A 19,135-nucleotide genomic window follows, 5' to 3' on the forward strand; every position below is an offset into this window, starting at 1 on the left:
GCATGTATATTGCATCGACTTATCCAACAAGAATTGAACTAAGTTTCTGCAAGGAGTGACTTGATGTCGTTTTATACCGCACTTACCGGCCTCAAAGGCGCACAGACCGATATTTCCACAACCTCAAACAATATCGCTAACGTTGGCTCAAATGGCTTTAAAAAAAGCCGGGCAGAATTTGGTGATATTTATGGGTCTACTCCCCTGCAGGCTAAGTCAGTTGGTGTTGGTACACTAACAAAGTCTATTACCCAACAATTTTCGCAAGGTAATATAGCTACGTCTTCCAATTCATTGGACATGGCAATTTCGGGGCAAGGATTTTTTGCATTGCAAGCTGGCGGTAACGCGCAGCAAACTGTCTACACAAGAAATGGTGCATTCAACGTCGATGACAATGGCTTCATAGTCGACAGTAACGGCCAATTTTTGTTGGGTTATCCAGTGGATGACGATGGTGCTGTGTCTGACAAAACGTTGTCCGGGTCAAATAAGCTACAATTGAAGTCTGAGTATGGTGAGCCGAAGCAAACTACCACGATGTCAATGGGCGTAAATCTTTCGTCTGACTCTCCAGTATTGCCTGCGGATAATATTTTTGATCCAGACGATCCTGAAACATACACATCCAACTCATCGGTGACTATTTTTGATCGTTCAGGGAATCCTCAATCCGCTACTGTATTTTATTTGAAAACGCAAAGTTCTACAGATGCGGATCCAACGTTTAAGTATGATACTAAATTAATGGTGGATGGCCTGGAGATAACTCCTAGACTTACACGTGCTGTTGATCCGCAAGAGGCCGCTTTATATATTGATAAATTTGGGCAACAAACTAACCTCCCGCAGGATCCCGCCTACATTTTAGAGGGTAAGGGGTTTCCTCTTTATAAGGCTGATGCCCTTGGAGCTGCCACTGATTCAACGCCTGCGACCCTTAAGTCGAATGGGATTGAAACATTCTTGGGTGATGGCCGAACTGTCACGATTGTAACTGATCCACTTCAATTTAAGGCCACTCGTGAATATCAAAGTCTTAACGGTACAGCAAATCCAACTGGATCAACTTTTTGGGGCAAAGATTTTCTTTTAGTTGACGTAGATGCAAGCGGTCCAGTCTCAATTGACATCCCTCCTGGGACATATAACGGCACTCAATTGGCTGCGGCGGTTGAAGTGGCTACTAAAAATGCGTTTGGAGACGATAAAAAAATTCAGCTAACTGACGATGTCGATAATAAATTTAGTATTGATTTGAAGGTTACGACTGGTGACGGATTGTCTACTGGGCTTGCAACGCCGATTGTAGTAGACTTGCATGAGGCATCTATAGTCAACACCGCAGCGGAAGCTAAGGCTGGCATGACTCAAACAAATTTTTTAAGCCACGCACAGGTTCGGATAAATGATGAATTGAATGCGTATATTCATGAAGTTGGCGGGGCGGGCGCCGCTGGCGTAAATGCAGCAAATGTTGCAGCCCTTAATGCTGATGGTAGATTGTTCAAAAAACTCGTATCTGGTGTAATTCCCAACACCGCTATCCCTGCTGCGGGTATTCCTGTGGCAAGAATTACAGGTAATGATATTGCAACTGTAACTCACAAAACCAATGATGCTGGTGGCAATGTAGTGACTACTTCAAGGTATTTAGCTTACTCGAATGACGCGACAGGCGCTGCTGCTAATATACCTACCGTAAAAGCATATGATAACAATGTCGCAGCAAGACTGGCTGGTGGATTTGGTGTTCACGCCGCTGGCACACCACATGCCGGAAAACCATATTTTGAGGTTCCGACGTCTGGGTTCACACTTACGCCTGAAACGGTTCGGTTTATGCAATTTCCTGCTGGTGGTAAAACTACAAGTGCGATGACAGCCATGTTTGGTGACAAAGATATTGCAGTCACAGAAGTGACAACAACTGGGGCGTCTTCTAACCATTACAGAGTAACATTAGATTATGCTATGAATGGTGCGACCTTCCCGGCCATTAACGCATCTACCGAGCGTCCAATCCAAGTTCTAGCAAAACCGTCAGATCACATTGTCGCATATTTTGAGGATACTGAGGGCCTAGTGGATGGTGTAAATGAAGCTTTTTATACCAATAAGATTGTTGTCCAAGAAATCGGCGCATCGGCTAAAAGAACAGCGGCCCAAACCACAACAACAAATGCTGGTGGAGCTGCGCTGGCTTTTACCGGGACACTAGCGTCTGGCCAAGCGTTGTCTACTTTGGGACTCAATACAAATACGTTGAGCACTAATTGGGTTGATGATCGAAATCCTGCAATAAAAATTAATTATGATGATAAAGAACAACGATTAACATTTGATGCTGATAACGCGCAGTTGGGACTGGGCACTGGCCTTGGGATGAATAACTTTACTGTCTATAGTCAGGTTCTTTCAGCAGGCACGAACGGTATAGGTATTCAGGCCTACGGCAATAATAAAGACGTTAGCCTTGCGGGCGACGATAAAGCGATTGGCAACTCATTTATAAATGATGGTCCTGCTGTGCAGGCTCAAAACCAGCGCTTCGGCATGGATGTTTATTTTGATACCGTCAATAATGCATTTGAATTTAAGAGTGGGTCTACTGGTGAGGCGCTAGCAGCCAACAGCGTGCAAGGTGTTTCTGCGAACCAATCTAAGTCTGACATTAGCATTGGGCGCTATAAATTAACCATCTTGGGGGAAAAAGACCCCACTGATGCAGCAGCATACACGGCGCACAAGATTGGTGCGGGTACAAACCAGGTCCTTGGCTTTCCACGTGAGGGTGAGGTTGGCTATACTGCTGCTACTGGTATCAGATCTACTCCAGCGGTTGCGACGGGAGCTGAGGCACTTATTGACATGCAAAATGCCTTCACACTTACGACTGTGGGCGACGAGAATAGATTTAATGTTGTTGTCAATGGAGTAAGTGCGTTCATTGAACTGCCAGAGAAAAACTATACTGGCATAACGATGGCTACCGCTTTGGAAGCAAGGATTAATCAAATGCAGCATCCGATTACGGGGCAGCCAGTCGGTGGTGTGGATGTTAGCTACAATGCTGCGAACAATAATTTTGTGTTCACAACAGGTACAATGGGTGACACATCGACTTTTAAAATTGATGGCGCTCTGCGATTTGGTTTGCAAGATATTCCATTGGGAATAGGAAACACCACTGAAATAAAGACACCGACGCAAGCTACAGATAATTTGGGGCGTCCATTGTTTGTGTCACCTACCGGTGAGATCACTACGCGCACAGATGACTTTGCTGATAACATCGTTGAAGATTTTTATCCTTTATATTTGGATGATGGAGAGCTTACCTTTAACAAGGCTGGAGAATTAATTAGTCCAATAACTAAAGTAAGTTATGACGGATTACCAAACGCTAGCATCACGGTTGATTTTTCTGAAGCCACTCAATTTGCACAACCATTTTCTGCGCAAAACGTTAGCCAAGATGGAGCTGCGTCTGGTCGGTTAACGAATCTGGAAATTGATAACTATGGAAATGTTCTGGCAGGATACTCGAATGGTGAAAATGTAAGCTTGGGTAAAATAATCATCGCTAACTTTAGTAACAATAGTGGGCTCAAGCAAATTGGTAATTCTACGTTTACGTCGACGGCTGCGAGTGGTGATCCAGAACTAGGTGAAGCTGCTGAGGATGGGTTTGGAAATATTCTTTCGGGTTCTCTGGAGCGTTCCAATGTGGACATTACGGAAGAACTGGTAAACTTAATAACCGCCCAACGGAATTACCAAGCTGCGGCAAAGGCAATGGAAACTACAACTAGCATGACGCAGACTATTATTAACATTAGGCTATAATTAAAGGTTCTACGCTATGGATAGAATGGTTCAAACGGCATTAAGCTCAATTACGGGTCTAAAAGATCTTAAATTTGATTTGGCCAATAACTTGGCAAATGCTAATGTGCCAGGCTTTCGTCGAGATTTACCTAACGAGGGTAACGCTGGGTTTTTGTCGTCTTTGAACCAAGCCACAGCGAGAATATTCCCGCTGGAAACGGGAGATCGAATTTTCTCTAGTGAGGTAGGACAACTTCAAAATACTGGTGTAGAAACTGATGTTGCCTTGTTGAATGGTGCGTATTTATTCATCCAACCACCGGATGGCGAAGTTGCACTATCTCGACGTGGTGACTTTGGTGTTGATACTGAAAATCGTCTCGTCGATGGTGTTGGTAACCTTGTATTGTCTGATGGCCTGCAGCCCATAGTCTTGCCTCCGTTTACGGCTATGAAGTTCAGTGATAACGGCGAGGTATTAGTACATCAGCCTGGAGCTTTGCCGGGTGACTTCACCAGTATTGGATTTTTGGGTTCTGCATCCCCACCGTCCAACAGCTTGACTAAGAGTTTAGATGGCAAAATTCGTAACTTGGATGGTTCTGTGCCTGACGTAGATCAGTCTGGTTTATTTGCCCAGGGGGTTTTGGAGGGTTCCAACGTTAATGCAATTGAAGAGATGGTATTCAACATGGATATGCAGCGACAATTTGAAATAAATGTTAAATTGATTAAGCAGGCTGAAGAGATTGATAAATCAGGTACAAAATTGATGGGATTACCAACATAATTTGTTTGGCACGATCCTTGCTTTTCTACTGCGTAAGTCAGTTGAAAGGTCGAAGAAATGTCAACAACCGCAATGCACGTGGCAAAAACTGGGCTAAATGCCCAACAATTCAAAATGCAGGTAATTGCGAACAATTTGGCCAACGTTAATACCACTGGCTTTAAACGTGACCGGGCAAATTTTGAAACCCTTTTTTACCAAGTAATAAAAGAAGCTGGAGCACAGACTGCTGATGATACGTCACTGACGTCTCCACTTGCGGTGGGTACTGGTGTGAAGGTGGTGAGTACTCAAAAACTTTTCACCCAGGGTGGCCTAGTCGCTACGGATAATTCGCTTGATCTTGCAATTGATGGTGAAGGCTTTTTCCAAGCGTTATTGCCAGATGGTAGGGTTGGTTATACGCGGGACGGTGCGTTTTCGCGTAATGCAGAGGGTTTGCTGACTACAGCTAGCGGTTATGTCGTTCAGCCACAGGTCGAAATCCCAGAGGACGCAACAAATATTAATATTGCAGCGAATGGGGCCGTTAATGTTACTGTGGCTGGAAACGCTTTTGCGCAAGAGGTGGGCCAGATTTCTCTTGTGAATTTTGGAAATCCGCGTGGTCTGCTTCCAATTGGACAGAACTTTTTGGTTGAATCATCAGAGAGCGGTCAGCCACAGGAGGGCGCGCCCTTAGATGGTGGTTTTGGCTCCGTCATCCAGGGATTTGTAGAGGGCTCAAATGTAAATGTGGTGCAGCAATTAGTAGATATGATTGAAACACAGCGTGCTTATGAAGTTAGCTCAAAATCCATAACCGCTGTGGACGAAATGATGCGTTACATTTCAAATAATTTATAGGCAAAATTATGCATAAAATAGTTCCAGTTTTAGTGATTATGCTTTCTGGCTGCGCCCAGCATAATGCAGATCGTGTAAGCATCGACTTTGAACCAATGTATCCTCAAGAAATGCCTCTCGTGGAAACAAATAATCGTTCGGGTACAATCTTTAATGCGACCAGGGGTAATCTATTTTCTATGGAAAGTAGAGCTCAAATGGTTGGCGACATTATTACGGTCCAATTTGCAGAAAGTTTTCAAGCGACAAAATCACAAAATGCAGCCACGGCGAAATCAAACGACAGTTCGATTTCTTTGCCGACTGCACTAGGCACTCCCGAGTTATCCACAAAATTGGGTTCTAGTTTGGCAAATACTTTTTCTGGTAGTGGCTCGTCAGCGCAATCAAATTCTTTGAATGGACAAGTTTCAGTACACGTAGTGCGCGTTTTCCAGAATGGAAATCTCGAAATTTTAGGTCAAAAAAAGCTCACTTTGAATAACGGTGATGAGTATATTCGGGTTCATGGCATTGTAAGGCCAAAAGACATTAATGAAAAAAATATTGTGTCGTCTGACCGTATAGCAAACGCAAATATTCAATACATTGGCGCTGGCGACATCGCTGCATCAGGTAAAAAGGGTTGGTACAGCAAGATCCTTGATACAATTAATCCTTTATAAGAGTTGTCCCAATGAAAAAATTAATCAGCCTTCTTCTGTTTTGTGGACTTTTCCAGTCTTTTATTTTGCCTGCACAGGCCGATAGAATAAAAGACATTACCTCACTTGCGGGCATACGCTCAAACCAGCTTGTGGGCTATGGGATCGTAGTGGGACTAGCTGGATCTGGGGATGGTAATACCGGGATTACATTGCAATCTATGCAGTCCCTCGTAGCTCGATTTGGGATTACAAGTACATTAGATGGATTTAACGGTGACAATGCGGCAGCAGTTATGTTGACGGCGGAGTTGCCGCCTTTCTCTAAACCTGGGCAAACTATCGATGTTACAGTTTCCACAATCGGCGGATCGGAATCATTAAAAGGCGGTACACTTTTGATGTCGCCTTTGCTGGGTTCTGATGGAGAGACATACGCTATTGCTCAGGGAAATGTGGTGGTTGGCGGATTGGGAGTTGAGGGTGCGGATAATTCATCTTTAACAGTTAATATACCAACAGTTGGACGCATACCTGGGGGTGCATCGGTTGAGCGAATGGTGGAAACAGCGTTTCTTGATACTGATTTCGTAATTTTAAATTTACATCAAGGTGATTTCTCAACTGCATTGAATATTTCGCAAGTTATAAATGAAACGTTTGGCGATGAAATGGCTATGCCGTTGGATAAAAACAGTATTCGCGTTCGGGCTCCAAATGATCCAAGTCAAAAGGTCGGCTTTGTTTCAATGTTAGAAAATTTAGAAGTTGAGAAAGCTTCACCGCCTGCAAAAATAATTATCAACTCTAGAACTGGTACTATAGTTATAAGTGGTGATGTTAAAGTTATGGCGGCGGCTGTTGCGCACGGATCCCTAAAGGTTACGGTAAATGAAGATGTAAATGTTGATCAAGCAGATGCTTTGGCCGTTGGTGCAGGCGCCAACGCAAATGCAGGCCCTGCAGTGGAAAATCCAGATACTGAAATAGAAGTTGAAGAAGAAGTGGCCAAAGCGTTTCTATTCGGTCAGGGAGTTTCATTAAGCGACATCGTTGATTCAATCAACGCAGTGGGAGCAACATCATCAGATTTGGTCGCAATACTTGAAGCATTGAGAGAGGCTGGAGCTCTCAATGCTGAATTGATTGTGATATAGGAGTGTAGTTAAGTGACTAATATTCCCAACCAAGCGGAAATGTTGACCAAGTTTACAACGTCAAAATTAAATATGGATCCCGCGGGTGGAGCCAAACTGCAAAATTTAACAGAATTAGAGGAGGCAGCCAGCCAGTTTGAAGCAATATTTCTTAAAATGTTTCTCGATCAGGCTCGTCAAAGCAAATTGAGCGATGACCTTCTAGGTTCTACCGCAAGTGATAACTTTCAAGAGATGTTTGATAGTGAACTGTCTCAGGCTGGAAGCACATCTTTTAACTTAGGCTTAAGAGATGTGATCGTCCGTCAGTTGCGAACTGATTTGGTTAAATAGGGCGCCAAAATGGGAGACTTATTTGATATTGGTAAGGCCGGCATTAGCGCATACAAAAGTAGCCTAGCAGCTACAGGTCAAAATATTGCAAACGTTGGCACGGAGGGCTACGCGAGGCGAGATGCTTCAATTGAGGAAATTACTGTAGCTAGTGCTGATGTTTTGACAATTTCCAAAACAAGTGGCTTGGGTGTGCGAATGGGAGGCATCACTAGAGCATTCGACCAGTTTCTAGATCTACAATTACAAAATGCGTCCTCGTCGTTCTCATTTTCGAAATCAAAGTCTGAAATTTTAAACCGCCTTGAAAATGTACTGATACCTAAAGGTGCCACAGTTGGTACCCGCATAGGTGAATTTTTTGACGGTATTAATAGCCTTGCTCAAGACCCTTCTGATATGAACCTCAGAACATTAGCGCTTACTGGAGCGAAGGCTGTTTCGAGAGAGATTTCGCAATTACATTCTGGACTTAGTGATCTTCGAACGCTCACGCACGACACCCTGTCCCTTGCGGCAGGAGAGTTCAATACTAACTTACGCAACCTTTCGAACATACAGAATGAAATATTAGGGAATGCGAATAAAAGTGGGCCCCCAAACTCTCTTTTAGATAAGCGGGATAGCCTACTTTCAAACATAAGCCAGCTCGCTGACATTAGTGTTGAATATCATAAAAATGGTGGTGTTACGGTATCTCTGGGTAAATTTGGTGAGGTCGCAACGCTTTTGGAGGGTAATTCCTTTAACGAAATTTCCTTTAAAACAGATGATCATGGGATCAAGTCGTATCTAAATGGTCCGAATGGAAATCTCTCCAGCATCCATTTCTCTTCAGGGCAATTGGCTGGATTGGTGTCTGCCGATAATTTAACTGGAAAAACTATTTCTGAAGTAAATGCTCTAGCTCAAAAATTTGTAGTGGAGATGAATTCAATACATCGTATGGGTTTGGATTTAAATGGAGACCGGGGAACTGATTTGTTCAGTTTAGATTCCGTATCTGTACAAAAAGCTGCTGCAAATAGAGGGGATAGTTCGTTAAGGGTAGAGGGTTTTAACGACAGTTTAGTCGGGTCAAAATTACAATTGATTTTTAATGCGGAAGGTGGCTCCTGGAGCGTCTCCAGCAGTAATGGTGAATCCATACCAAATTTTGTCTCCCGATTAGAACTTGGAGAGTTAAGTATTTTGGCTGAGGGACAGCCAAAAAATGGAGATAAATTTTTCATAGAAGTGACTGATACTTCTGGCGCTGACATGGCAGTTTTAATTTCTGATGCAAGTAAATTAGCGGCAGCAGGTCTTCATTTTGTTGAGCCAGACATTAAAAACTCTGGCTCGTCTAATTTAAATATTGGATATTTCAATGAGAGTACGCCTCTCGGTATTTCCAACCTACAAAGCTTATTTTCAGAAACACGAAATGCAGCAAATCCAGTAAGTTTTAACTCTTTAGGTGTTTTGGGCGTAATTGAAAATGTCGGCTCTATTGAAGAGCTCTCAATGTTAAAATCACAGTCAAGTTTACGGATTTTTACTGACATAACTCAATTAAGCTCATCTGACCAATTAAGCGTAACCCTCAATTCAACTAACTATACTTTTAACATTTCGTCTGTATTTGACGACTTAGATACAACGAATGATCTGGCCGAAATTTTAAATAATGGGGCGATAGTCTCAAATAGTTCCTTAAAGTCGTTCAGGGACCTTGGACTTCATGCAGTTGCATCGGGGTCAAGTTTCGTAATTTCTTCGGCAGCGCAGGCGTCAAATTCTAATTTTCCGGCGTTAGAATCTGGTTCATTAGGTGGAGTTTCTGGTATCTTGGCCAGGGAGGATACTGGCCTGTCTGATTTGAGCGTATTTACCAAAGAAGGCATACAAATTTCAGGAAAGACATTAAGCCAGGATGAAGTAACAAGTTACCTGACACGAGAAAATGGATTTTCAAGCGAAGCAATTTATAGAGCGAATTATTTGCCAACATCATCGAATGAAGGCTTTTCAGGTGCTAATGTCACTAGAAAGACAACTGAAGGTCTAGATGTCATTTCTTTATCTGGCGCAGGTTTTCCTGACAGTATTAATAATAATGTTTCCGTATATGCGTCTAATGCCTTTCCAACAAATCGAACACAATTGGTTGGTCCTGTTTCGGTAACAACCGCTAGTGGCCGAAGTGCTAGCGTTACCTTTGAAAGCGGTATGATGGCGGGGCAAATTGCTAAAAACCTATCAACGGGTCTTAGCAGTTTGGGAATAAGTGCCACTGCTTCAAATTTGGTTGAATTATCTGGGATTGCAAACGGCTTAGTGGAATTTGAGTTGGTTGGAAACAACTTATCTACAGTGCAAATTAGTACAACTGTATCAAATGGTTCACATGCTGGCTTAATAAGTCAAATCAACTCGTTTTCAGATGCGACTGGGGTGAAAGCCTATTCGAGCGGAAATTCTGGTGTTATCTTAGAGCATGTTGACGCTGGCGATATCGCATTGAAAACTGTAAATTTAGACAGTGGTGTTGGAATTTCAGTAAATCAATTAGATCGATTTGGTGATAGAATGCTAACAAATTCTAAGACACTTTCTGATGGGCAGCACCTTGTCATTGGTGGCAATGTGCAGATGAAAAGCACCTCTGACTTCACGGCTAGCTACAATGGTAACAATTTAAACAGCACTAACTCAGCCTTTGATATGGGGTTTTCCAGTAAAAGTTTTGACATCGAAAATGACCATACTGATATCAGTTTTTATGCAAATTATAAATTGGACAGCGGGTATGCGGATGCAAGTAATATTAATGTTGTATCATCAGCATCAAAATACAGTTTAACTCTTTCTGATCCAGTGTTTGGAAATTTAGAAAGTAGTTTTGTGCCCCAGAAAGCTGATGAATTTTCTACCGGTGTTATCTCTAGTAATTTGGCTTCAAATTTACGAGATCTGGCAACATCTACTGTATTTTTTGGAGACACATTTGACTTGACGGATGGTTTTCCTAGCGATGGATCGCAGATCCAATTTTCTATAGGTGAACAGACATATACCGCCACGTTAAACATAGATGACGACGTCCAAGTTCAAGGTACTAACGTTATTGTTGGCACTAATACTTATTCAGGTTCAGCTGGCCTTTCGGAGCTCATTTCGAGTTCCAAATTTGTTGTGACTGGACCTGAAGCAGATCGTTTAACAGTGAATTTTGAATCGGATAGCTCTGGAATCCGGCTAACTGCAACGGCTAATAATGGTGTTGTCAGTGGGCACGGCATTACCTATTCGTCTTCTAATACCAGCCAAACGGCCGCTGATTTTCATATCTCAAATACATCTAAAACTGAGATATATTCTAAGTATTTTGCACAAAATATTTCCAGTAACAATGACATCGGTTCCCTCATGATTGGAGATACAGAATATGATTTATCCTTTAATACATCAAACAATACTGTAGTTTTAAAGACTGGTTCTCTACCGTCCTGGATGTCTTTTTCGACGGAAGTAAACCCAAATGTGGCAACACAAATTCGTGTGAAAGTGGTGGTAAATGACGACCCTGCCAGGGATAAGAACATAAGAATAAAATCTAATGCGGTCTCTAAGAATTATGGCATTTCCACGATATCGGCACAGGTCATAGCTTCTAATGATGGCTTGAGAATTTCAAATATTGGGGATCAAAGGGTTAGGTCTAGTGTGGCGGTGAATTCGTTGGCCAGTGAAGTTTTGTCTATTGATGGAATGCGTGGTGAAGATTTAATTTTTATTTCGAGCGGCACTCGCAATCCATTGGCTATTGGAGAAATAAAGACTGCGACGACGAGCGAGACAAGAGAATATTCTATCGAGGTTAACAAAGCGGACCCAACAAGTATCGATATTTATGATTTTCAATCCGGGCATATTGTGGGGACGCGTTCAATTGCTAGCGATAATAATACTACGTTTCAGGGATTGTCGTTGGACTTCGATGGTGCAGTAGCGGGTGGTGACGCGTTTAAGGTATTAGTATCAACTAATGCTGATGATGCGAGCAATCTAAACAATATGTTAGATACGTCGTTAAGCAATAATCAGACTGGTGTTGGTGGATATGCCGAAATTTTTGGTAATATTGTGTCTAGTACAGGCGCAGAAATTCAGGCTAATCAACAAACGTTAGAAAGTAATCAAGTAGCTTATCAATTGGCCGTGGATATTAAAAATGAATTCACAGGTGTTGACCTCGATACTGAAGCTGCACGCTTAATGGAGCAACAGCAGGCCTATCAGGCGCTCGCTCGGGTGCTAACTACAGCTCGTGAATTACTAGACACCTTATTGCGATCAATGTAGCGGGAGTTGAATAATATGACGATATCTACTTCTGGATTTTATCAAAAAAATATAGATCTTTTTTCACGCTTGAATAATGAGGTTAGTGATCTACAAGTTCAGGTAAGTACGGGAAAAAAATCTTTATCATTAAAGCATGATATTCAAGACATATCGCTCTTAAATGCATCGGAAGAACACAAACTCGAGATCACTCAGTTCAAGAGTAATGCCGAACAGATAGTTTCTGATCTTGAGAGAATTGATATAAGTTTTGAACAATTGCAGAATGCTTCGGTGCGTTTGAAAGAAATGCATATTGAGAGTTCAAATGGTTTTCTAACTTCTGAAGAACGAAAATTGTTTCAAATTGAAATTGCTGGCATCAAAGAAGAAATCCTGAGCATTGCAAATGGACAAGATGCTCTTGGAAACGGGTATTTTTCTGGTACGTCAGTGGTAGCTAAACCTTTTGAGATTAATAATTTAGGTGAAGTTAACTACGTAGGTTCAGCTGTTAACAAAACTTTGCAAGTTTCGCGTAGTAGCGATTTAAGACAAAATTTTTCTGGCAGAGAAGTTTTTCTATCTGCAGGTTCCGGAAATGAAAAATTCTCTATATTTGAAGCTCTTGATGAATTTTCTAGAAGCCTCGACCATAACATGCCATCAGGAGTATCTTCAAATTTGCTTTCAAACGGAGCAGCTGTGGACGTAGTACTGCCTGCTTCAGGACAAATGAACGAATATAAATTTGATCTTTCAGCTAATGGCGCATTATATAATATTAAAGCCCATGTTTATGGTAACGATTTTAATGGGCTGGTTGCTGCGATAAACGCACATACTTCTGCGTCAGGTATAACTGCAGTGGTGTCTTCAGCTAATAAAATCAGACTTTCGGGAAATGGTATCGACCTAAAAATCTCAAATTTTGTTACTGATTTGCCTAATACAACAGATCAATCGATTGGGGTACAAAAGACAGTTGGCTCAAATACAAATGATGAAATAATTTTGCCAGTTTCACTATCGAATTTAGCCGTTCAAAATAAACTGCACAATGTTTTTGAACATTTCATATCAAAGCGTACAGAGTTGGGTGTGGCTTCTAGTACAGCTCAAAATTTTGTTAATAGCACGCAAAATACCCTGGTTGACTTAAGTGAAGATATTTCCAAAATTGAAGATGCAGATATGGCAGAGTTACTTACTAAGCTTCAGGAATTGTTGACCAACAAAGAGGCCGCGCAAGCAACATTTTCCCGACTAAGCAGTAAGAATTTGTTCGACTTCATGGGATAGACCTTCATACATATACTGCGTAATTGATGTGTCTAATATTTTCCTTAGCTCTGGCACAAAAATTGCTCTCACATACCAGAAGAGGAGCTTAAGTAATGTTTTCTATAATTAAATCTGGCATGGATACTGCGATGCAGGAGTTGTCAATGATTTCAAATAATATTTCCAATTCAAATTCTATAGGCTACAAAAAAAGTTCCGTTTCGTTTTCCGAATTCTACATTGGTAGAACTGTAGGGGGCGTCGAGAGAGCGCTTGTTGGTAATGGTGCAAATGCTGAACATACAAGGCGCAGTGATGCGCAAGGTGCCTTAATCGAAATGGGCGGCGCGTTAGATACCGCGATTGTGGGCAACGGATATTTTATGACAGAGCGCCCTGCAGACGCAGACGTTGAGCTAGCAGATGGTGAGTTAGGTTTTCAGTTAACACGAAATGGAGCCTTTTCTCTCGATTCCGAAGGTTTCTTGGTCTCTGAAGATGGAGATTTTGTTCTGGGCTTGCCTGCTGTGGGCGGTGTCACTGCGGATCTGGAAGAATTGGATGCGACTGCACTGGAAAAAATTCAGGTTCCGATTGAAGAAAACGAGGAGCCACTTTCAAGCATTAGAATTGAAAGCAATGGCAATATTCTAGCTGCATTCGGGCGGGGTGACGATACGGTCGTAGGAACCATTCCACTTTCTATCTTTTCAAATCCAAACAGTTTGAAACAATTAGGTGATGGTAAATATTTGCCTGCGGCTCTCGCAGGTAAATTTTTTATTGGTATTCCTAACTCGTCAGGTTTTGGCAATTTAGAGACCGGCTATGTTGAGGGTTCTAATGTTGATATCACAACGGAAATGACAAACATGATCCGGGCACAACAACAATTTAACGGATCAGCAAGGATGATGCAAACTAACTCTGATATGATAGAAAAAATGACCCGATAGATTTATACTGCTTCTAGAGGATGAAATCTTTTGTTAAACACATGAATATTGTCTATTAAAGTCTACATCCTTAAATGCTCTGGAGAGGATAAAGAATTTGGCAAAGTGTCGTGAGTGCTCTATTTCGATGGGTTATGCTGAAAGTCAGGCTGCTTCTCAGTACAATGGGTTATGCATTACTTGCCATGTGAAACAACGAGTGCAAACTAAAATAATAACCTCCAAAGATCCGGGCATGTCCACAACTCAACGATCTACTGAAAATGTGTTCAATAAGTTTCAGGACATGTTGGTTACAACGGAAAACACCACAAACATAAGGATAAAGGCGCGCTGCGGGGTAATAACAACTGATTTTCACTATGAATTCAAAAGAACTCCAGTCACAAAACGTGTATGGAATTTTTTGCGTAAAAAGCCGGAACAAAAATCTGATTTTCTTCAACATGCAATCGAAATGGCCATGCTCGAGCTTAAGGCTAAGGCAATTAGGTTGGACGCCAATGCTATCATTGGCCTTAGTGTGGACTATATAGTTCTTGGTGATTTCAAAAAAAATGGATTAATTGTTTCGTTGGTGGGCACAGGAATTAAGATTTGAAACGCGCCTATTTTTTTATTAGATACGACATTATAAGGGTAACGTCAGATTAAATTTAGCTCAAGCAATGCAATCGGATCAGACCCTATTACGCATTAGGTATGCGCCCCAATGGGCCTAATCATATGTGTGCCATCGATTTCCGACACGACAAGTTGAGTAATAACCGGCCTTATAAAATGCTGACCGTGGTAGATGAATATACCCGTTAGGCACTCTCGCTGTTCATGTGGCGCATAAATGAGCGCCGCTGACGTCCTGGAGGCTTTATAGCCGGCCTTTATCACACATGGGAGGACTTGCTTACAACGGGCTTGACTTCGCAGCCTGCAAAGTGATCGAAGAACAAGGACCACCTCTTACCGATCTGGTGGACGGTGAGTGGTACACATTTCAAACGCACAGCCAGTCTCTTGGAAAATTTTTCAATAAGAATGGCTGAAGTTAGGCATCCACTTTCATTATTTTAACGACTACAGTACAGTTAAAGTTATGAGTTACATAATTTAAACCAAAGTGTTACACTGTTAGCGTAGCCACGCTTTCTATTGACTTTGGGGGCATTCATATAACTTTATAGAGGCCATCTATAAGTTGGTATGCGTCAATGCCTATTTTAATAGGAAAGTGGTTGGTGGGCCTATTGAACACATCAAACCTGGGAATAAAACAACTTGTGATATTGTGCGTAAAATCATGTTTGTTCACTACGTAATTCTTAATAAGGATTGCTCTAGAGTAGCACAGACTCGATCTTGGTCTTTCTCCTCCAGGCCAAAATATAATGGGATTGATATACTTTTTCTGTAATATGACTCTGCATTTGGAAATTGTCCCAATTTGAATCCCATGCTGCGGTAATACGGGTGTGTGTGGATCGGGATGTAATGCAAATTCACACCAATACCAGCTGTTTTTAGGTCATCAAATATCTGCGAATGATAATTTTGAGGGACTTGTATTACGTAGAGATGCCAGCTGGAGCCTGTGGATGGAGCTTGTATTGGCCGTTGCACTGGAAAATTGGCTAGTATTTGGTCATAGCGAGCAGCAATCGCGGTGCGGCGGTCTACAATTTTTGTAAGTCGCTGCATTTGCGTCAGGCCAAGCGCAGCCTGCAATTCAGTCATGCGGTAATTAAAGCCCAATCTGATCTGTTCATAATACCACGATCCCAGATTTGGGTTTTCGTAGAGTGTGGGATCACGTGTGATACCATGACTTCTAGCCAAATCCATAGCTTCAGCGATTTTTTGATTTTGTGTCGTTGCCAGACCACCTTCAGCTGTAGTTATTATTTTTACGGGGTGGAATGAAAAAACAGTGATCTCGCTGTAGCGGCAATCCCCTACAGGTTCACCTTCATATGTTGCGCCAATCGCATGGCTAGCATCCTCAATGATAGAAATACCGTAGTTGCGCGCGATCTCAGAGATAGCTTTCATATCTGCCGATTGGCCACAGAGGTGTACGGGTATTATAGCCTTTGGTAACTGGGACGCAGTTTCTAACTTTGCTTGCAATGCTTTTGGACACATTGTGTAGCGTGTTGGATCAATATCAACAAAATCCACTGATGCGCCACAATAAAGCGCACAATTTGCTGAGGCTACAAAGGTTGTTGGAACTGTCCAAACGACATCCCCAGTCCCAACGCCTAAAGCCAAGCAGGCAATATGGAGAGCGGATGTCGCAGAATTTACTGCAACGGCATAAGCAGCGCCCGTGTGTGCAGCTACGGCGGCTTCAAAAGCTGGAACTTGCGGCCCCTGAGTTAAAAAATCAGAACGCAATACAGATACTACTGCATCGATGTCATCTTGGCATATGTCTTGCCGTCCGTAGGGTATATAAGGGTCGTTTGTCACTTACTTTCCGTTCACTTTTAGTGATTGTTTCTGATTATTTTCTATGACTTGTTGTAGCAATGCTTTTTTTAAGATATTGAATATGCAATCAAATTCCTCAGTTCTAAATGTGTCGTTGGTATACCAATTAGAGAAATAACTTTCGTTACTTGGATTTATTGTGCCGGGAACCACATGCGAGGTCAGTGTTGCAACTAACCACTCACGAATATGTTCCAAGCTCGAACTCGAAGATTGCAAAATGTCTTTCCATGTCAGTTTTTGATCATACCGAAGTGTATTGGGACAATCTTGATACCATGGATTGCCAAAGTAGAGCGCCGGTTTGCCCAATATAGCGCCCTCTAACGCTGCAGTACCAGTGATTGTTGCCACTGCAACACAGCCGGACAGTAGCTGGTTTGAAGGAGTAGTATGTGGCAAAAGGCATAAACCTGCAATTCGAGTGAGTGCTTTGTAATGGCGCGGGTGGCGTCCCAAGTGCCCCAGCATTCTCTGGTTATGGGTTGAAGGATGTTCTTTAACAATGATCTCCACCTCATCTGGCACAATTGAACGCAGTAGGGCTAGCGCCTGCAGTTGGTCACGGTACATAGCACCGTCTGGTGTTGTTGTTCGCTCGGGTTCATAATGCAGCGGAAAATAAACGTACGGCTTAGCTCCAACAGTCTTCGACTGTCCTATCACTGATTGGGCATGAATTAGAGCTTTACGGGCGGTTGCCCATTTTCGATGTTTACCAGATAGCAAACGCAATGTTGAAAAAAATTTACGTATTAGAGATGATAACAGCCTACCCTCGCCTGCATGAGCTGCATCAGATTGGAGCTTCATATATCTGGGCTCAAAACCATAGTCGCCATCCTTAAACTTCTTTATATACGCATCTACTTCTGCAAAAGCAGAAACCAAAAATGATGTCCTTTCACCCGCAACCTGGTCAGCGAACTCACGTGGTCCTTCACCCGATGTTCGCAATTCTAACCCGGGTAAAATTGGCCAGGACACGAAGTGTAATACTTTGACGCCCATCACGCGCGCGACTGCCTGCAAGACATACTGTTGCGTTGAGTGTGCGGCTTCAGCCAATACAATGGCTTCAGGTCTTAGGTTTTCTATTTCACTCACTGCCCAAAATATCAGTTCGTGTAGATAAGCCTCGCGTTCTAGTGGACTAAGCCGCCCTTCTTTGTCATCACGGTCTATAAGTTTTGTTGCGATATCGCGTATCGGATACCAGTCATTGGCCAGCCACAATTGCGACTTACGACATTGCGCTGATGAAGTCTGGGGCACTGTCTGATTTTGCCAACGTGTAGCATCCAGTGATAATACTTTGGCGCCTGGAAATTGCGTTATAGCCTTTTTTTCGTGCCGATCATCTCCTAACCACATTACAATTTCGGCAAGGCTTTCGCTCTGCATTTTGACGGCCAAATCAAACCAAAGATCGCGACCCGTCGGACACCAAATGATACGCATTAGATAGATCCAATTTTGGACTCGTTGCAAGCAATCCAAGCTTCTAATTCTTCGCGCTGCATCCATTCTGGGTTATTATCAGATGAATAAGTAAATCCGTCAGGTACTTTAATGCCATCTTTGATGCGATCCGCACTTGACGACCAATTGTTGATCGCAGGTAGAATTTTAAAGTGTTCAGGGTATTCGTAGGTGTGCGGAGCGTCTTCCTCGCCAATCATCTGCTCATGTAATTTTTCCCCTGGTCGGATACCAACAATTTTTTGGACCGTGGTTTGCGAAATTGATGTCGCAATATCTGTAATTTTCATGGATGGGATTTTTTTCACATAAATTTCTCCACCTTCCATATCTGCAAATGCTTGCCATACCAGCTTAACCCCTTCGTCCAGGGAAATCATGAATCTAGTCATGCGTGCATCGGTGATTGGAAATTCACCCTTATCTTTGATTGAAATAAAGAATGGGATGACGGAACCGCGCGATCCCATCACGTTACCGTATCTGACTACCGCAAAGCGCGTGCCGTGTTCACCGCCATATGAGTTTGAGGCCACGAACAATTTATCAGAAGCCAATTTTGTTGCGCCATACAAGTTTATTGGTGACGATGCTTTGTCAGTAGAAAGCGCAACAACCCGCTTTACACCGCAATCTATCGCTGCATCAATAACGTTCATTGCTCCGTTAATATTAGTTTTCACACACTCAAACGGATTGTATTCGGCAGTGGGTACAATTTTGGTAGCCGCTGCATGCACCACATAATCAACACCGTGAAAGGCGCGGTACAGCCGCTCGCGATCTCGAACATCACCAATGAAAAAACGTACGCGTGGATCGCCGCCATAGAGTTTGGCCATTTCCCACTGTTTCATTTCATCACGACTAAAGATGATGATCTTTCTAGGGTTGTATTTTTCGAGTGTTTTAGGCACGAAAGCATGGCCAAAAGATCCAGTGCCACCAGTCACCACGATGTTTGAATTTTCGAACATGGCGCTATCCTCTCAC

General features: G+C 42.6%; 13 protein-coding genes. 10 read left to right on the forward strand and 3 right to left on the reverse strand.

Annotated elements, in window-relative coordinates; translation table 11 throughout:
* The first annotated feature begins 63 nt into the window (after positions 1-63).
* From ABLW18_RS04220 to ABLW18_RS04265, 10 genes are all read left to right on the forward strand, one after another.
* A complete protein-coding gene (locus ABLW18_RS04220; RefSeq protein WP_347823822.1) occupies positions 64-3,849 on the forward strand; it encodes a flagellar hook-basal body complex protein in 3,786 nt (1,261 codons plus the stop codon).
* A gap of 16 nt (positions 3,850-3,865) precedes the next feature.
* Positions 3,866-4,621, forward strand: coding sequence for a flagellar basal body rod C-terminal domain-containing protein (locus ABLW18_RS04225; protein WP_347823610.1), 756 nt, complete (start codon positions 3,866-3,868; stop codon positions 4,619-4,621).
* A 57-nt stretch (positions 4,622-4,678) separates the two neighbouring features.
* On the forward strand, positions 4,679-5,467 hold the full coding sequence (gene flgG, locus ABLW18_RS04230) for a flagellar basal-body rod protein FlgG (protein ID WP_347823611.1): 789 nt from the start codon (positions 4,679-4,681) through the stop codon (positions 5,465-5,467).
* 8 nt (positions 5,468-5,475) lie between these two features.
* Positions 5,476-6,132 (forward strand): flagellar basal body L-ring protein FlgH, encoded by a 657-nt coding sequence (locus ABLW18_RS04235; protein ID WP_108865027.1) that lies wholly within the window; start codon positions 5,476-5,478, stop codon positions 6,130-6,132.
* A gap of 11 nt (positions 6,133-6,143) precedes the next feature.
* Positions 6,144-7,268: a flagellar basal body P-ring protein FlgI gene (locus tag ABLW18_RS04240; RefSeq protein ID WP_347823612.1), complete on the forward strand. Its 1,125-nt coding sequence runs from the start codon at positions 6,144-6,146 to the stop codon at positions 7,266-7,268.
* Positions 7,269-7,280: 12 nt separating this feature from the next.
* Positions 7,281-7,601: a rod-binding protein gene (locus ABLW18_RS04245; RefSeq protein WP_347823613.1), complete on the forward strand. Its 321-nt coding sequence runs from the start codon at positions 7,281-7,283 to the stop codon at positions 7,599-7,601.
* 9 nt (positions 7,602-7,610) lie between these two features.
* Positions 7,611-11,948, forward strand: coding sequence for a flagellar hook-associated protein FlgK (gene flgK / locus ABLW18_RS04250; RefSeq protein ID WP_347823614.1), 4,338 nt, complete (start codon positions 7,611-7,613; stop codon positions 11,946-11,948).
* Positions 11,949-11,963: 15 nt separating this feature from the next.
* Positions 11,964-13,232, forward strand: coding sequence for a flagellar hook-associated protein FlgL (gene flgL, locus ABLW18_RS04255; protein WP_347823615.1), 1,269 nt, complete (start codon positions 11,964-11,966; stop codon positions 13,230-13,232).
* Between the two features lie 95 nt (positions 13,233-13,327).
* On the forward strand, positions 13,328-14,170 hold the full coding sequence (locus ABLW18_RS04260) for a flagellar hook basal-body protein (RefSeq protein ID WP_347823616.1): 843 nt from the start codon (positions 13,328-13,330) through the stop codon (positions 14,168-14,170).
* A gap of 235 nt (positions 14,171-14,405) precedes the next feature.
* Complete coding sequence (locus tag ABLW18_RS04265; RefSeq protein WP_347823617.1) at positions 14,406-14,771, forward strand: heavy metal-binding domain-containing protein; 366 nt, start codon at positions 14,406-14,408, stop codon at positions 14,769-14,771.
* A 707-nt stretch (positions 14,772-15,478) separates the two neighbouring features.
* Here the strand turns inward: ABLW18_RS04265 and pseC are convergent.
* From pseC to pseB, 3 genes are read right to left on the reverse strand one after another with little or no spacing between them, the layout of a single operon-like run.
* The gene (pseC, locus tag ABLW18_RS04270) at positions 15,479-16,639 is read right to left on the reverse strand and encodes a UDP-4-amino-4,6-dideoxy-N-acetyl-beta-L-altrosamine transaminase (RefSeq protein ID WP_347823618.1); all 1,161 of its coding nucleotides are present in this window, start codon (positions 16,637-16,639) and stop codon (positions 15,479-15,481) included.
* On the reverse strand, positions 16,640-18,121 hold the full coding sequence (locus ABLW18_RS04275) for a hypothetical protein (protein WP_347823619.1): 1,482 nt from the start codon (positions 18,119-18,121) through the stop codon (positions 16,640-16,642).
* Positions 18,121-19,119 (reverse strand): UDP-N-acetylglucosamine 4,6-dehydratase (inverting), encoded by a 999-nt coding sequence (pseB, locus tag ABLW18_RS04280; RefSeq protein WP_347823620.1) that lies wholly within the window; start codon positions 19,117-19,119, stop codon positions 18,121-18,123. The genes ABLW18_RS04275 and pseB overlap by 1 nt, the downstream gene beginning before the upstream one ends.
* Positions 19,120-19,135 lie beyond the last annotated feature (16 nt).

Origin of the sequence: uncultured Planktomarina sp. (assembly GCA_943788425.1) — a bacterium.
Lineage (GTDB): Bacteria > Pseudomonadota > Alphaproteobacteria > Rhodobacterales > Rhodobacteraceae > Planktomarina.

Excerpts from the sequence above, each read along its gene's own strand:
- ABLW18_RS04260 (WP_347823616.1), top strand. The coding sequence starts at position 13,328 with ATGTTTTCTATAATTAAATCTGGCATGGATACTGCGATGCAGGAGTTG.
- ABLW18_RS04265 (WP_347823617.1), top strand. The coding sequence starts at position 14,406 with ATGTCCACAACTCAACGATCTACTGAAAATGTGTTCAATAAGTTTCAG.
- ABLW18_RS04275 (WP_347823619.1), bottom strand. The coding sequence starts at position 18,121 with ATGCGTATCATTTGGTGTCCGACGGGTCGCGATCTTTGGTTTGATTTG.
- flgG (WP_347823611.1), top strand. The coding sequence starts at position 4,679 with ATGTCAACAACCGCAATGCACGTGGCAAAAACTGGGCTAAATGCCCAA.
- ABLW18_RS04240 (WP_347823612.1), top strand. The coding sequence starts at position 6,144 with ATGAAAAAATTAATCAGCCTTCTTCTGTTTTGTGGACTTTTCCAGTCT.
- ABLW18_RS04235 (WP_108865027.1), top strand. The coding sequence starts at position 5,476 with ATGCATAAAATAGTTCCAGTTTTAGTGATTATGCTTTCTGGCTGCGCC.
- flgK (WP_347823614.1), top strand. The coding sequence starts at position 7,611 with ATGGGAGACTTATTTGATATTGGTAAGGCCGGCATTAGCGCATACAAA.
- flgL (WP_347823615.1), top strand. The coding sequence starts at position 11,964 with ATGACGATATCTACTTCTGGATTTTATCAAAAAAATATAGATCTTTTT.
- ABLW18_RS04220 (WP_347823822.1), top strand. The coding sequence starts at position 64 with ATGTCGTTTTATACCGCACTTACCGGCCTCAAAGGCGCACAGACCGAT.
- pseB (WP_347823620.1), bottom strand. The coding sequence starts at position 19,119 with ATGTTCGAAAATTCAAACATCGTGGTGACTGGTGGCACTGGATCTTTT.
- ABLW18_RS04225 (WP_347823610.1), top strand. The coding sequence starts at position 3,866 with ATGGATAGAATGGTTCAAACGGCATTAAGCTCAATTACGGGTCTAAAA.